Source organism: Candidatus Pelagibacter sp. Uisw_099_02, from assembly GCF_047727625.1.
Lineage (GTDB): Bacteria > Pseudomonadota > Alphaproteobacteria > Pelagibacterales > Pelagibacteraceae > Pelagibacter.
The window spans coordinates 1-13,493 of record NZ_CP159822.1 but is presented as its reverse complement, the minus strand read 5'-3'; the positions used below and the strand labels follow the sequence as shown (position 1 = coordinate 13,493).

16 protein-coding genes and 1 tRNA gene are annotated in these 13,493 nt (G+C 26.7%); 10 read left to right on the top strand and 7 right to left on the bottom strand.

All coding sequences use genetic code 11. From position 1 onward, the window contains the following. Positions 1–7: 7 nt before the first annotated feature. From ABXT47_RS00085 to ABXT47_RS00075, 3 genes are read left to right on the top strand one after another with little or no spacing between them, the layout of a single operon-like run. Positions 8–400 (top strand): TerB family tellurite resistance protein, encoded by a 393-nt coding sequence (locus ABXT47_RS00085; RefSeq protein WP_415308462.1) that lies wholly within the window; start codon positions 8–10, stop codon positions 398–400. Then, positions 397–723 carry a ferredoxin FdxA gene (fdxA, locus tag ABXT47_RS00080; protein ID WP_415308460.1) on the top strand — a complete coding sequence of 109 codons (327 nt, stop codon included), beginning with the start codon at positions 397–399 and terminating at the stop codon, positions 721–723. The genes ABXT47_RS00085 and fdxA overlap by 4 nt, the downstream gene beginning before the upstream one ends. Further along, positions 665–1,564 carry a CarD family transcriptional regulator gene (locus tag ABXT47_RS00075; protein WP_415308458.1) on the top strand — a complete coding sequence of 300 codons (900 nt, stop codon included), beginning with the start codon at positions 665–667 and terminating at the stop codon, positions 1,562–1,564. Before fdxA ends, ABXT47_RS00075 begins: the two co-directional genes overlap by 59 nt. A 354-nt stretch (positions 1,565–1,918) precedes the next feature. On the opposite strand, the gene ABXT47_RS00070 is transcribed toward ABXT47_RS00075, so the two are convergent. Together ABXT47_RS00070 and ABXT47_RS00065 are read right to left on the bottom strand one after the other, a co-directional pair. After that, a complete protein-coding gene (locus ABXT47_RS00070; RefSeq protein ID WP_415308456.1) occupies positions 1,919–3,622 on the bottom strand; it encodes an AMP-dependent synthetase/ligase in 1,704 nt (567 codons plus the stop codon). Positions 3,623–3,629: 7 nt separating this feature from the next. Then, positions 3,630–3,714 (bottom strand) — tRNA-Leu (locus tag ABXT47_RS00065). A gap of 68 nt (positions 3,715–3,782) precedes the next feature. Between ABXT47_RS00065 and ABXT47_RS00060 the strand changes: the two genes are divergently transcribed. Genes ABXT47_RS00060 through ABXT47_RS00050 form a run of 3 tightly spaced genes read left to right on the top strand, consistent with a single transcriptional unit; the run spans position 3,783 to position 5,383 of the window. Beyond that, entirely contained in the window at positions 3,783–4,379 is a 597-nt protein-coding gene (locus ABXT47_RS00060; protein WP_415308455.1) for a YqaA family protein, read from the top strand. Between the two features lies 1 nt (position 4,380). Beyond that, positions 4,381–4,866 carry a disulfide bond formation protein B gene (locus ABXT47_RS00055; RefSeq protein ID WP_415308453.1) on the top strand — a complete coding sequence of 162 codons (486 nt, stop codon included), beginning with the start codon at positions 4,381–4,383 and terminating at the stop codon, positions 4,864–4,866. Beyond that, positions 4,850–5,383, top strand: coding sequence for a demethoxyubiquinone hydroxylase family protein (locus ABXT47_RS00050; protein ID WP_415308451.1), 534 nt, complete (start codon positions 4,850–4,852; stop codon positions 5,381–5,383). Before ABXT47_RS00055 ends, ABXT47_RS00050 begins: the two co-directional genes overlap by 17 nt. Here ABXT47_RS00050 and ABXT47_RS00045 read toward each other — a convergent pair whose 3' ends face one another. After that, complete coding sequence (locus ABXT47_RS00045; protein WP_415308449.1) at positions 5,384–5,950, bottom strand: HNH endonuclease; 567 nt, start codon at positions 5,948–5,950, stop codon at positions 5,384–5,386. A gap of 47 nt (positions 5,951–5,997) precedes the next feature. Further along, complete coding sequence (locus ABXT47_RS00040) at positions 5,998–6,657, bottom strand: alpha/beta hydrolase (protein ID WP_415308447.1); 660 nt, start codon at positions 6,655–6,657, stop codon at positions 5,998–6,000. Between the two features lie 50 nt (positions 6,658–6,707). Between ABXT47_RS00040 and ABXT47_RS00035 the strand changes: the two genes are divergently transcribed. Then, a complete protein-coding gene (locus tag ABXT47_RS00035) occupies positions 6,708–6,911 on the top strand; it encodes a twin transmembrane helix small protein (protein WP_415308446.1) in 204 nt (67 codons plus the stop codon). Here ABXT47_RS00035 and ABXT47_RS00030 read toward each other — a convergent pair. Beyond that, complete coding sequence (locus ABXT47_RS00030; protein WP_415308444.1) at positions 6,908–7,423, bottom strand: TlpA family protein disulfide reductase; 516 nt, start codon at positions 7,421–7,423, stop codon at positions 6,908–6,910. The genes ABXT47_RS00035 and ABXT47_RS00030 overlap by 4 nt on opposite strands. Positions 7,424–7,447: 24 nt before the next feature. Here ABXT47_RS00030 and argH point away from each other — a divergent pair, with 24 nt between their 5' ends. The 3 genes from argH to ABXT47_RS00015 all read left to right on the top strand — a co-directional run bounded on the left by argH (position 7,448) and on the right by ABXT47_RS00015 (position 10,882). Further along, on the top strand, positions 7,448–8,836 hold the full coding sequence (argH, locus tag ABXT47_RS00025) for an argininosuccinate lyase (RefSeq protein ID WP_415308442.1): 1,389 nt from the start codon (positions 7,448–7,450) through the stop codon (positions 8,834–8,836). A 117-nt stretch (positions 8,837–8,953) separates the two neighbouring features. Continuing rightward, complete coding sequence (gene lysA / locus ABXT47_RS00020; protein ID WP_415308441.1) at positions 8,954–10,168, top strand: diaminopimelate decarboxylase; 1,215 nt, start codon at positions 8,954–8,956, stop codon at positions 10,166–10,168. A gap of 12 nt (positions 10,169–10,180) precedes the next feature. Then, positions 10,181–10,882 carry a lysophospholipid acyltransferase family protein gene (locus ABXT47_RS00015; RefSeq protein ID WP_415308439.1) on the top strand — a complete coding sequence of 234 codons (702 nt, stop codon included), beginning with the start codon at positions 10,181–10,183 and terminating at the stop codon, positions 10,880–10,882. On the opposite strand, the gene dnaN is transcribed toward ABXT47_RS00015, so the two are convergent. Together dnaN and dnaA are read right to left on the bottom strand one after the other, a co-directional pair. Continuing rightward, complete coding sequence (gene dnaN, locus ABXT47_RS00010) at positions 10,879–11,991, bottom strand: DNA polymerase III subunit beta (protein ID WP_415308437.1); 1,113 nt, start codon at positions 11,989–11,991, stop codon at positions 10,879–10,881. The genes ABXT47_RS00015 and dnaN overlap by 4 nt on opposite strands. Next, entirely contained in the window at positions 11,981–13,393 is a 1,413-nt protein-coding gene (gene dnaA / locus ABXT47_RS00005; protein ID WP_415308436.1) for a chromosomal replication initiator protein DnaA, read from the bottom strand. Before dnaA ends, dnaN begins: the two co-directional genes overlap by 11 nt. Between the last annotated feature and the right edge of the window lie 100 nt (positions 13,394–13,493).

Genomic DNA, 13,493 nt, shown 5'->3' with positions numbered 1-13,493 from the left:
AGATAATATGGATGATGATAAATCTTATTCTAATATTGCAGCTTTATTAATTCATGTAGCAAAAATTGATGAAAATTATGAAGATAAAGAAAAAGAGATTATAAAGAAAACTTTGATTGAATTAGGTGCAGAAAGTTCAAATATAGATAAATTAATTTCAGATGCGTCAATTATTGAAGAAAATTCAAACCAAATACTAAACTTCACAAAAGAGGTTAAAAATGCTCCAGAGTCAGATAAGATTAGAATTATTGAATCTCTATGGAAAATCATTTATTCAGATGATAGTGCAGATATGTATGAGACAAACTTAATGAGGAGACTTGCTGGTTTATTATATATAGATGCTAAAATAATGGGTGACTTAAAAGAAAAAGTAAAAAAAGAATTAAACAAATGACCTACCTTGTAAATGATAAATGTATTAAATGTAAACTGATGGACTGTGTTGAAGTTTGTCCAGTCGATTGTTTTTATGAGGGTAAAAATATGCTTGTAATTAAACCAGACGAGTGTATAGATTGTGGCGTTTGCGAGCCAGAATGCCCTGTTGATGCTATAGTAGCTGATACAGAGTCTGGAAGCGAAAAGTGGCTTGAAGTGAATACAAAATATTCTGAAATTTGGCCAAACATAACTGAAAAAAAAGATCCTCCAGAGGATCATGAAAAGTATAAAAATGAAGAAAACAAGTTCGACAAATATTTTAGCGAAAATCTTTAAAAAAACTTCTACAAAAAAAGTAACAAAAAAGTCTGTCGTTAAAGCAAATAAAAAGCCTAAAGCTAAAACAGCTAAAAAAGCTGTTTCTATAAAAAAAGCTAAAGTGATAAAAACCTCAGCCAAAATTAAAAAGAGTTTAAAAACAGTTAATTTAAAACCTATTCCTCAAAAAGTAGAAATTAAAACTTCTAATTTAAGAATTTCAAAAAGTAACGAGGTTAAACCTGAAATTAAAAAAGTAAAAAAACAGGAAACTGCAAAAAAAGAATATAAAGTTAAAGACTATGTTGTTTATCCAAAGCACGGTGTAGGACAAATTACTGAATTTAAAAAGATTAATATTGGTGGAATTGATGTTGAGACATACGTACTTAAGTTTGAAAAAGATAAGGCTAATGGAATGGTTCCAGTAAATAAGCAGTCTCATCTTAGACCACTAGCGACTATTAATCAGGTCAATAAATGTATATCTATTTTAAAAAGCAAGCCGAAAATTAAAAGATCTATGTGGAGTAGAAGAGCACAAGAATATGAAGCTAAAATTTCATCAGGTAAAATTTATGAACTTGCTGAGGTTGTTAGAGATTTAAATAAAGGTGATGATCTAATGGTTGATCAATCTTACAGTGAAAGACAGCTTTTTGAAAAGGCTTATGAAAGAATCCTATCAGAATTTCAAATAGTAATGGGAGTATCATTAGAAGATACACAGAAAAAATTAGACAAAGCATTAAAAAGAAATCTAGAAGGGCAAGGAAAAGCTATTGCCGCTACTACTAAGATTGTAGAGCCAGAGACATCTGAAACTGAAGTTGCTACTTCTGATAATACTGAGAATTAAAAATTAGGCGAAAAAAAACGCCTCTCACACAAAATGTTATGAGAAGCGTTTTTTGAAAAGACTAAGATACTATCTTTTTCTTTTCTTCGCTTTTTTAGCTTTTTTAGCTTTTTTCTTAGTTTTCTTTTTAGCTTTTTTAGCTTTTTTTCTTGTAGCCATCTTTAGCTCCCTGTTTAAGTTAAACGAATCAAAGTGATTCGCTGTTAACTTATTTTTATTTTTTTATACAAGTGATGTCAAATCTTTAATTAAAGAAAAATTTAATGTTTTTTTTATATAATATTTTTTTTCTTTTTTTTATTATGTAAAAAAGGTTAGATTTTATGCGACTTATAATCTACTTAAAAAATAAAATTAGAAACATTTTTCAAAATCTTTTTTATAATTTTTTATAATTTTAAATCTTTTTAATTTTAATGTAGGTGTCATCATATTATTTTCTATTGTGAATTGATCTTTAACTATAAAAAATTTTTTTATTTTTTCTATTTTAGATAAATTTCTATTTATTTTATCTATCTCTTGTTGAATTTGCTCTTCAGTAATATGTTTATGTTCCCTACTTAGAACTATCAAACAAACCAAATATGGTTTGTTGTCACCATAAACTACACTTTGTTCTATAAAGTCAGATTTATTTAAATCATTTTCAATTTTAATTGGTGAAATATTATCTCCACCAGGAGTTATTATTATATCTTTCTTTCTATCTGTTATTTTTAAAAATTCTCCATCAAATTCTCCAATATCACCAGTGTATAGCCATCCGTTTTTTAAAACCTTTTCTGTTTCTTCACTATTTTTCCAATAACCCAACATGACGTTTTCACCTTTTACAATTATCTCACCGTCATCTGCAATTTTAACCAAATTTCCCTCAAAGGGTTTTCCAACTGTTTCAACTCTAATATTTTCTATTGAATTACAGCTTACAACTGGTGAAGTTTCTGTTAAACCATATCCTTGCAATGTTGGTAAACCAATTGCATTTAAAAAAAATCCTACCTCTTTATCTAGAGCTCCACCTCCTGAAATGAAGGCCTTTAAGTTTCCTCCAAATTGATTTTTAATTTTTTTTCTTACTAATTTTTCACAAATAAAATTAATCAATTTTTCAATTAATGAAAATTTTTTTTTGTTAAGTTTTTTCTTTCCCAGCTGAACAGTTTGATTAATTAAGATTTTTTTTAATCCCTTAACTTTACTAAATGACGCATTAATTTTTTGATGTAAATTTTGATAAAACCTGGGTACAGCTGTCATTATTTCTGGGGAACATTCGTTCATATTTTTAATTAACTTATCTATACTTTCAGCATAAAATACTCTTGCTCCAACAACTATCTGCACAAATTGAACTGTGTGCTCATATGAATGTGATAGCGGCAACCAAGTTAAAAATTTTGGATTTTTTGAAATAAAAGTTTTTAATAATTGATTTGCTCCTTCACAATTATTAAGTATCCCACCATGACTTAACATAACACCTTTTGGGTTTCCTTGTGTTCCTGAGGTATAAATTATGCATGCCATATCTGTTCTTTGAATTTTTAAATCTGAGAAATTTTGATTTTTAGAATTACTTCTTTTAAAGATATCTTGTATTCTTAAATTTAATTTCTCGTTAATATTTTCTTTATTTTCAAAGAAAATAATTTTTTTAATAAAATCATTTTTCGAAATTATGCTTTTAATTTTTTTATACTGGATTTCATCTGAAATAATAATAACTGTGGGTGTACAATCATTAATAATATACTCATAGTCTCTTTCTGTATAAGTTGTGTATGCAGGAACTGTAACTCCACCTGATAACATAATTGCAAGGTCTGATATCATCCATTCCGGTCGATTTTCTGAAACTAATAAACATCTATCACCTTTTTTAATGTATTTTGATATTTCTTCAGATAGTTTATTTATATTCAAATAAACTGCTTCCCATGAATATTCTATTTTTGGCTCTTTTAATGACTGTAAGAAAATACTTTCCTTATTTTTACTTTGATATTGTTTATAAAATAATTCTAATAAATTATTTATTTTATTTATTTGCATATATTTTTGGTGGGCGAAGAGAGAATCGAACTCTCATTTCTTGCGAAACACGATTTTGAGTCGTGCGCGTCTACCAGTTCCGCCATTCGCCCTGAGTTTTTCATTATTATAACTTTAATATTAAATAGTATAAGAACTTAATTTATATTAAAACCAAAAAATGTTTAATGAATTATATCAAAAATCTTTAACGCTTGCTTCTCATAAAAGTGCAAAAGTATTTTTGGCAATTATATCTTTTGTAGAAAGCTCTTTTTTTCCTATTCCGCCTGATGTCATGATCGTTCCTATGGTTATTGCAAAAAAAAATGATTATTTAAAAATATTTATGATTGCTACACTTTTCTCTACTTTGGGCGGTATTCTAGGATATTTTATTGGTGTATATTTTTTAGATTTTGGAATGAGTGTTGTGGGTTTTTATGGCTATGAAGAAAAAGTACTTAGTCTTAAGAATGATCTAACAAGTGGGACTGGTTTTTATATTTGGCTAGCCACTTTATTTCTTGCCGGCTTTACGCCTCTTCCATTTAAAGTGTTTACTATAACCAGCGGTATGATTGATTTCAATTTATTCATATTCCTTCTTATTTGTCTGTTTTCTAGAGGTTTAAGATTTTTTATTATTTCTTTTCTTTCGTTCAAATTAGGTGACACATTTAATGCATTTATGAAAACAAAGGCTGCAATGTGGTCTACGATCATAGGAATTATAATTGTATTAATTTTTTTGGTGATATATTTTGTTACTAAATAATATGTATAAAGTTAAAAACAAATTAGTACTTAATTCAATACTAGTATTTAGTATCTTTGCAATCTTTGTTGCATACTTCATCCAATATGTATTGGGCCATAATCCTTGTAATTTATGCTTGATCGAGCGAATACCTTATATTTTTTCGATAATAATTATTTCTATTTGTTTATTTACTAAAAAATTTGAAAAATTTACTTTAATAATTTTAAGTTTAACTTTTTTAATTGCAGCCTTATTGTCTTTCTATCATTTTGGAATTGAACAAGGGTTTATTAAAGAGTCATTAGTTTGTGATTTAAATACTCCAAATAATGACTTGTCTAAAGAAGCTCTTTTAAATCAACTAAAACAAATGCCAATCAGCTGTAAAGACGTGACCTTTAAGATTTTTGGTTTATCTCTTGCGACTTTTAATATTTTTATTTCTGTAGTACTAAGTGTTATAACAATAAATATTTTTCTAAATTATGAAAAAAACAAATAAAATTAAAGTTGAAGAATTTATAAGAGTTGATCATGCAGGTGAGCGTGGTGCTATAAAGATATATGAAGGTCAATTATTAGCTTTAAATACTTTCATTAAAAATGATGAATTAAAAAAAATAATCCAAGAAATGAAAGAGCATGAAAAAGAACATTGTAATTATTTTGAAAATGAAATTAAAAAAAGAAATATTAAACCTACAAAACTTTTACCCTTGTGGGATCTGCTAGGTGTTGGTTTGGGATTTGGTTCTACTATTCTAGGAAAAAAAGCTGCAATGCTCTGTACTGCTTCAGTTGAGGAAGTGATTCAAGAACACTATGCAAATCAAATTGAGCAACTTGGGTCAGATGAAAAAAAACTAAGAGACAAAATTATAAAATTTAGAGAAGATGAGCTTGATCATAAAGATATTGCTTACGAGGAGGGTGCTACTAAAGAAGGTCCTTATTCTATTTTAGATAAAATTATAAAAACTGGTTCAAAAATTGCCATTAATATATCAGAAAAAATATAATTAAGCCTCTAACTCGACATCCCAGTATAAATAATCCATCCAGCTCTTATGTAGAAAATTTGGAGGAAAGTATTTGCCATTTTTGTGTAAATCTTCTGTTGATGGTTGAAAAGGCTTTTGATTAAGAATCATTTCAGAATTTTTCAATAGTTTACCACCTTTTTTGACATTGCATGAAGAACATGCGGTAACAACATTACCCCAATTTGTCTGTCCCCCTTTAGATCTTGGAAGCAAATGATCAAATGTTAGTTCTTGATTACTACCACAATATTGGCATGAAAATCTATCTCTCAAAAAAACATTAAACCTTGTAAAGCTTGGATTGGACTGTGGTTTGATGAAGCTTTTTAAAGCAATTACACTTGGCAACTTCATATTAAATGATGGGCTTCTGATAACTTTATCATAATTACTAACAATAGTTACTCTATCTAAAAAAACAGATTTTACCGAGTCTTGCCAGCTCCATAGAGACAATGGATAATAACTCAATGGTCTATAATCTGCATTTAAAACTAATGCAGGACATTTTTCTAAAGAAAGATTTTGATCAGCAAAAAACATAATAAAATTCTAACTGAAAAAAATTATTTTATCAATAAATAGAATTTCTATTTAATTTTAAAACTATTTTTTATATAATTTAATGCAACACTTGAAGCTTCAACAGGAATATGATGTTCACAATCTTTTATCATTTTTGTCTCTATTTCAATATTGTTTCTTATTAAAAAGTCTTTAGCTTCTAATAAAAAAGTTGGTGAAACAACTTCATCTTTATCTCCATGCAATAAAAGCATTTTTGTTGAAGAAGTTTTTCTCTTAATAAGGTCTTCTTGATTAATTACTTTGCCAGAAAAACCTACAATACAGTTATAGTTTTCTTTGCTTGTTAATCCCAAATTTAAAGACATCATGCTACCTTGGCTAAAGCCTGATAAACAAATTTCTGAATTTTTTAAACTATATTCATCTTTTATTTCTTCAATAAATTGTTTAAGCTTTATTTCAGCCCTTTTTGACTGCTCTAAAATATATTCTGAGTCATCTCTAGTTAAATCAAACCATTGGTACCCTGTCGGATTAATTACACATTTTTCAAGCCCATTTGGACATAAAAAAATAGTATTAGGTAAAAATCTCTTCCAATTAAGAGTTATCATACTTATATCTTTTCCATCCCCTCCATACCCATGAAGTAAAATAATAGCATTTTTAATTGATATATTTTTTTCTGGTTTTATGATTGTAGTTGTCAGACAAAATGTCATAGATGTTTTTATTATGTTTTTTTATATAAAAAACACTCTACTATACAATTATGATTTCTGGAACTTTAGTTAAGATTTTAGGTATTGTCCTTTTAATAGTTGTTGCTGTTGTATTAATTCTGGGTATCGGAACCTTGTTTAAAGGTGGAGAGACTAGTAAAAAATATTCAAACAAGCTAATGCAGTTAAGAGTTCTTTTTCAGTTTATAGCTATAGTAGTCTTAGTCTGTTTTGCTTATTTTTTTAAAAATTAATTATAATTTTTTAACCAATTAATAAATTCTTCATTACTAAAATCAATAGAACCCATAATTCTTGCAAACTCCTTACCCTGTTTATTAAATAAAATAGTAGTTGGAACTCCTCTTAGGGAAAATTTTTTTGCCAGAGTAATGGGTGCATCTATATAAATATCTAAATTTTGGATATTCAGTTCCTTAAAAAAAAATTCTGATTTAGATACATCTTCTTGACCAATGTTTATTGGAAAAATTTTTAAATTACTAAAGTTACTATTTGATTGAAGACTGTCTAATGATGGCATTTCTTCTTTACAGGGCGCACACCAAGTTGCCCAAAAATTTAATAATATTAATTTTCCTTTAAAATCATCTAAATCAACCTTTTTTTGATTTATATCCATGAAGATTACATTTTCGTATAATTTTGGATTTTTAATTAAAACTAAATTTTTTATATCAGGCTTTTCAAAAGCATAACCAAAGTTAGTTGTTATTAAATATATAAATATTATTAATAATTTCATACTAAATATGTATAATTGATTATCATGGTAAAAAATAAAAACAATAAAGCAATATGGGGGTCAAGAATTAAAAAAGATGCCTCTACATTTTTCCAAAAAGTAGGCAATTCAATAGATATTGATAAAAAACTTTTTAAGGAAGATATCTTGGGTTCAATTGCGCATATTGAGATGCTGTTTAGACAGAAAATTATTACTTTTAAAATTAAGAATAAAATAATTTATGGACTAAATAAAATTGAAAAGGAGATTTTAAAAAATAAATTTGAATATAATAGGAAATACGAAGACATTCACATGAATATTGAAAAAAGACTATTTCAAATAATCGGTGAAGAGGCAGGATATGTGCATACTGCTAGGTCTAGAAATGATCAAGTAATTACTGATTTTAAAATGTGGACTACATCAGCTACTAAGAAGATCAATAAAAACTTAGATAACATTATAAAAACAATTCTTAAAATTTCTGAAAAAAATATTGAAACAATAATGCCAGGTTTTACACATTTAAAAAATGCCCAAGCAGTATCATTTGCACACTATTTAATGGCTTATGTGGAAATGTTTATTAGAGATAAAAAAAGATTTACTTATAATTTAGAAAACTTATCAGAATGTCCTCTTGGTGTTGCAGCTTTAACAGGAACTTCTTTTAATATTGACAGAAATTTTACTTCAAAAAAATTAGGATTTAAAAGACCTACAAATAACTCAATAGATACCGTTGCTGACAGAGATTTTGTTATAGATTTTTTATACAGCGTATCAGTTTGTTCTATGCACATTTCAAGAATTGCAGAAGAGTTAATTATTTGGAACTCAGATGGTTTTAATTTAATTACTCTTTCAGATAAAGTTGTTACGGGATCTTCAATAATGCCACAGAAAAAAAACCCAGATTTATTAGAATATTTAAGAGGAAAAACTGGCTCAACTTATGGAAATCTATTTTCAATGTTAACCATTCTTAAAGGTCTACCCTTATCTTATTTCAAGGATTTGCAGGATGATAAAGAGATACTATTTAAATCTAATGAAATTCTTAACAATTGTATTGCAATTCTTAATGAAGTTTTAAAAAACATGAAACCAAATAAACAACAAATGTTAAAACTTGCAAATTCAGGTTACATTACAGCTACAGATTTGGCCGATTATCTTGTTAAAAATCATTCAATGCCATTTAGAAAGGCCTATCAAACTACGGCTATGATTGTTAATTTTGCAGAAAAAAAAAGAAAAAAATTAAATGAACTTAGTATTGAAGAATTAAAGAAAATTGAACCAAAGCTTACAGCTGAAGTATTGAGAGTATTTAATATAAAAAACTCAGTAAATTCAAAAAAATCCTATGGTGGAACATCTTTTGATAATATTAAAAAAATGATAATAAAATATAAAAAAGTATAAAATGATAAAAAAACTAATTTTAATTTCTATATTCAGTATTTTGTTATTCTCTTGTGGAAAAAAAGGAGATCCTGAATATAAAGCGGCCAAATACAATGCCCTTACATTTAAGATTTAATGAAATATATCAATAAAAGTCTCTTCATTGAAAATGTTAAAATTGAGGATATTGCTAAAAAATTTAATACTCCAATTTACTGTTATTCATATAAGCAATTGAAAGAAAATATAATCAACTTCAAAAAAAACTTTAAATCATTTTCTCCACTAATATGTTTTGCAATTAAATCTAATACTAATGTTAATTTGATTAAAGAAATTAGAAAATTTGGATTAGGTGCAGATGTGGTTTCAATGGGAGAATTGATGGTGGCACTTAAAGCTGGTGTAAACCCAAAAAAAATAGTTTTTTCAGGAGTAGGAAAAACATCAAGTGAAATAAGCTATGCGATTGATAAAAATATTTTATTAATAAATGCTGAATCTAAAAGTGAAATTAATGAAATTGAAAGAATTGCAAAATCAAAAAATAAAATCATAGATATTGGCATTAGATTGAATCCAAATACAGATGCAAAAACTTTAAAACAAATCTCAACTGGCAAGAAAGAAAATAAATTTGGTGTAGATGAAAAAACATTTTTTGATCTTGTAAATTATTCTAAATTATCAAAAAATATTAATCTTAAGTGTTTAAGTGTTCATATAGGAAGTCAAATTTTAGATTATCGACCATATGAAAAAATGCTTAAGGTATTAGATAAGATTATCAAAAAAAGTAATTATAAATTTAAATTTATTGATCTTGGTGGTGGCATGGGAATATCTTATGAAAAAAATAATAAAAAACTCAATTATCAAAAATACAATATTGCTATAAAAAAATTCTTAAAAAATCATAATTCTAAAATTATATTTGAACCAGGTAGATCAATAGTTGGTAACACAGGGTCACTTCTTTCAAAAATTATTTATATAAAAGAGAATAGTAAGAAAAATTTTATTATATTAGATGCTGCAATGAATGACCTTATGAGACCAGCATTATATGGTGCAAACCATAGAACTTTACCCGTAATAAAAACAGGTCAAACTTCAAAAAAAACCTATGAATTTGTTGGGCCAATTTGTGAAAGTACTGACAAATTTACAACTTTAAAAAAATTTCAAAAATTAAAAGAAAAAGACCTTATAGTAATGTGTGATGTTGGAGCTTATGGTGTATCATTGAGCTCAAACTACAATGTTAGACCAAAGCCAACAGAAATATTAATCAAAGGCTCTAAAATTAATGTTATTAAAAAAAGGCAAAAACTAGAAGACCTGATTTAATTCTTCGTAAAAATGATAAGAAACTTTTTATTTTCTCTTTTCTTTTTTACTGGAATTATTTTTATTTCTTTAATATTTATTCCAGCAATCCTTTTGCCAAAAAAAATAGTTTTATTTGGTGGAAAAATTATGGGCTATTGGACTTCTTTCTGTCTACAAATTTTTTTATCCACTAAAATAATTATTAAAGGTAAAGAGAATATAATTGAAAATAAAAAGTTTTTTATAGCATCTTCTCATCAATCGATGTTTGAAACTTTTTTTTTACAAACAATTTTTAATTCTCCGGTTTTTATTCTAAAAAAAGAGTTATTAATGATACCTATATTTGGTTGGTATCTTAGAAAAATTGGCTCAATATCAATTAAAAGAAATAGAGTATTAAAAGAAAACCTTGGTTTTTTTGACAACATTTCAAAACAAATTAACTCATCAGACAGACCTTTAATAATTTTTCCACAGGGAACAAGATTGCCTCCTGAGGAGAGAATTCCTTTCAAAAAAGGTTCTGGTAGAATTTATGAACAACTAAAAATTTTATGTCAGCCAGTGGCTATTAATTCTGGAAATACATGGCCAAAAAAAGGTTCAAAAAAAATGAATACAATTTTAACTATCTCAATTTTAAAACCTATTGAACCTGGGTTAGATAAAGAAATTTTTTTAAAACAATTGGAGAATGCTATTTATACTGAACTGGATGTTCTGAACTAACCCTTCATAGGCATTACAACAAATATACTATCAAAGTCACCTGGGTCTTTAATTAAAGCTGGAGATCCTGTGTCATTAAAAAAAATTTCAATTTTATCTCCATCTAGTTGGGATGCAACATCAATCAAATATCTAGAATTAAAACTAATTTCTAAATCATGCTCAAATTTAACATTTAAACTTTCTTTTCCATCACCACTATTAGTATTATTAACAGATAAATTTAAAATATCTTTTGATAAGCTAAATTTTACACCATCTTTTTTGTCTAATGAAACTGAAGCAACCCTATCAACAGAGTCTAAAAATAGTTTAAGCTCTATTTCCAATTTTTTTTGATTACTTTTGGGTATTACCTGTATATAATTAGGAAACTTTCCATCAATTAACTTTGAAATTAAAATACTATTATTCAATTCAAATTTAATTTTAGATTTAACATTTGAAATTTTTACATCACCATCGTAGTTCTCTAGTAAAGAGCATAATTGAAATATTGTTTTTTTGGGTAATATAATTGGTTCGAAGTCTATCTTTTGATCCAATCTTATTTTAGATATGGACATTCTATGACTATCAGTTGCAGCTGCTGTTAAGAAAATTTTATCTTCAATTTCAGTCTGATGAAAAAAAATTCCACTTAAGTAATGTCTTGTTTCATCGTTTGAAACAGAGAATTTACATTTATTTAACAATTTTAATAACTGTTTAGATTTTATTGAAAACTCATTTTGATTGAAGTTTTCATCTGTTAATGGAAATTCAGATGCACTAATGCAATTTAAATTAAAGACTGATTTTTCAGACTCAACTTGAAGCTTACTAACTTCTGTTAAAGACAAATTAATTTTTTTTCCTGATGAAAATTTTCTTATGATATCATACATGATTGATGAAGTTGTAGTCGTATTTCCCTCTTCAAGAACCTCTACATTATTAATTTGATGGATGAATATTAGATCTAAATCTGTTGCTGTAATTGTTAAACTTGAACTACTAGCATTTAATAAAACATTTGATAAAATTGGAAGTGTACTTCTTTTTTCTATTACACCCTGACAATAGTTCAGAGCTTGTTGTAAGTCTTGTTGGTTAACGTTAAATTTCATTCTCTTTAGTATATAATATTTGATTTTTTAAGTTATTAATATTGTTGTTCATTTCTGTGTCTTTTTCCTTCAATCTTTCAATTGTTTTAACTGAATGTATGATTGTGGTATGATCTCGATTAGAAAATTCTCTACCTATTTCTGGTAAAGATTTAGAAGTCAATATTTTAGTTAAATAAATAGCGGTCTGTCTTGGTCTAACTAGATATCTCGATCTTCTTGAAGATAACATTTCATTTTTACTTATTTTAAAAAATTTACAAACAGTAGATTGGATTAAATCAATTGTTACTTTATTTTCACCTATATTTAGCAAATCTTTTAGAACAACTTTAACCTCAGATAAATTGGGTACCTTGTTATATATTCTTGAAAAAGAGACTACTCTATTAATCGCACCAACCAACTCTCTTATACTTGTTGTAATTTCAGTACTAATAAATTTTTGTATTTCTTCAGAGATATTTACTTGATTAGAATAAAAAACATTAAGCTCTTCTGTTTTTTGTTTAACGATTTTACTTCTAAGCTCATAATCTGGTTTTTGAATATCGACAACTAAACCACCCGCGAATCTTGATTTAATTCTATCTTGGATTCTAGATAGTTTGTTTGGAGCTCTGTCTGCAGAAATTATTACTTGAGAACCTTTATCAAGCAATGCATTAAATGTATGAAAGAACTCTTCCTGCATTGCTTCCTTACCATTCATAAACTGAATATCATCAATTAATAAAATATCAGTATTTCTAAAATATTCTTTAAATTTTACCATATCATTGGATTTGATAGATTTAACAAATTGATACATAAATCTCTCTGCAGAAATAAACATCACTTTATGCTTATCTTTCAATGAAAGGCCAATTGAATTCAATAAATGAGTTTTACCCATTCCAACTCCACCATAAATATAAAGTGGATTGTAGTGAGAAATATTTTCTGAAACTTTTAATGATGCTTCGTATGCTAATTTATTACTAGTTCCAGTTATGAAATTATCAAATCTTTTATTAGGATCAATTCTATTGTATTGTAAGTATGTATCTTTAATGAACGATACATTTTCATTATCTATACTTGATTGAACATTGTTTTGAACATCCATATTAGTATTTTTTTCAACAATTTTAAATTCAATTCTTGTTAAATCTTTTTTATATACTTTTACAACTTGTAAAATTTGATCTAAATATCTTGAAGTAATCCAGTCTCTTATAAATCTAGTTGAGACAGAGAGTAAGATATAATTGCTCATCTCCTCAACAAAATCTATTTTTCTAAGCCAGCTTTCATATATATCACTACCTAGCTTAACCTTCATGTCTTTTTGAATGACAGTCCAATCTAAGGCTTCTGATAAAGTATCTTTTAAATTTTGTGTTGTATTATTGCTAGACATAAATTTGTAGGAATAGAGTCAGTTAGAAGTAAAATTAAAATTATACAATAAAAAAATTTCTAAAATGAAAAATAAATAAAATCTATAGGTGAATCATTTT

Bases quoted from the DNA above. Each gene is read 5' to 3' on its own strand.
- ABXT47_RS00085 (WP_415308462.1), top strand. From the start codon at position 8: ATGGATGATGATAAATCTTATTCTAATATTGCAGCTTTATTAATTCAT.
- fdxA (WP_415308460.1), top strand. From the start codon at position 397: ATGACCTACCTTGTAAATGATAAATGTATTAAATGTAAACTGATGGAC.
- ABXT47_RS00075 (WP_415308458.1), top strand. From the start codon at position 665: ATGAAAAGTATAAAAATGAAGAAAACAAGTTCGACAAATATTTTAGCG.
- ABXT47_RS00070 (WP_415308456.1), bottom strand. From the start codon at position 3,622: ATGCAAATAAATAAAATAAATAATTTATTAGAATTATTTTATAAACAA.
- ABXT47_RS00060 (WP_415308455.1), top strand. From the start codon at position 3,783: ATGTTTAATGAATTATATCAAAAATCTTTAACGCTTGCTTCTCATAAA.
- ABXT47_RS00055 (WP_415308453.1), top strand. From the start codon at position 4,381: ATGTATAAAGTTAAAAACAAATTAGTACTTAATTCAATACTAGTATTT.
- ABXT47_RS00050 (WP_415308451.1), top strand. From the start codon at position 4,850: ATGAAAAAAACAAATAAAATTAAAGTTGAAGAATTTATAAGAGTTGAT.
- ABXT47_RS00045 (WP_415308449.1), bottom strand. From the start codon at position 5,950: ATGTTTTTTGCTGATCAAAATCTTTCTTTAGAAAAATGTCCTGCATTA.
- ABXT47_RS00040 (WP_415308447.1), bottom strand. From the start codon at position 6,657: ATGACATTTTGTCTGACAACTACAATCATAAAACCAGAAAAAAATATA.
- ABXT47_RS00035 (WP_415308446.1), top strand. From the start codon at position 6,708: ATGATTTCTGGAACTTTAGTTAAGATTTTAGGTATTGTCCTTTTAATA.
- ABXT47_RS00030 (WP_415308444.1), bottom strand. From the start codon at position 7,423: ATGAAATTATTAATAATATTTATATATTTAATAACAACTAACTTTGGT.
- argH (WP_415308442.1), top strand. From the start codon at position 7,448: ATGGTAAAAAATAAAAACAATAAAGCAATATGGGGGTCAAGAATTAAA.
- lysA (WP_415308441.1), top strand. From the start codon at position 8,954: ATGAAATATATCAATAAAAGTCTCTTCATTGAAAATGTTAAAATTGAG.
- ABXT47_RS00015 (WP_415308439.1), top strand. From the start codon at position 10,181: ATGATAAGAAACTTTTTATTTTCTCTTTTCTTTTTTACTGGAATTATT.
- dnaN (WP_415308437.1), bottom strand. From the start codon at position 11,991: ATGAAATTTAACGTTAACCAACAAGACTTACAACAAGCTCTGAACTAT.
- dnaA (WP_415308436.1), bottom strand. From the start codon at position 13,393: ATGTCTAGCAATAATACAACACAAAATTTAAAAGATACTTTATCAGAA.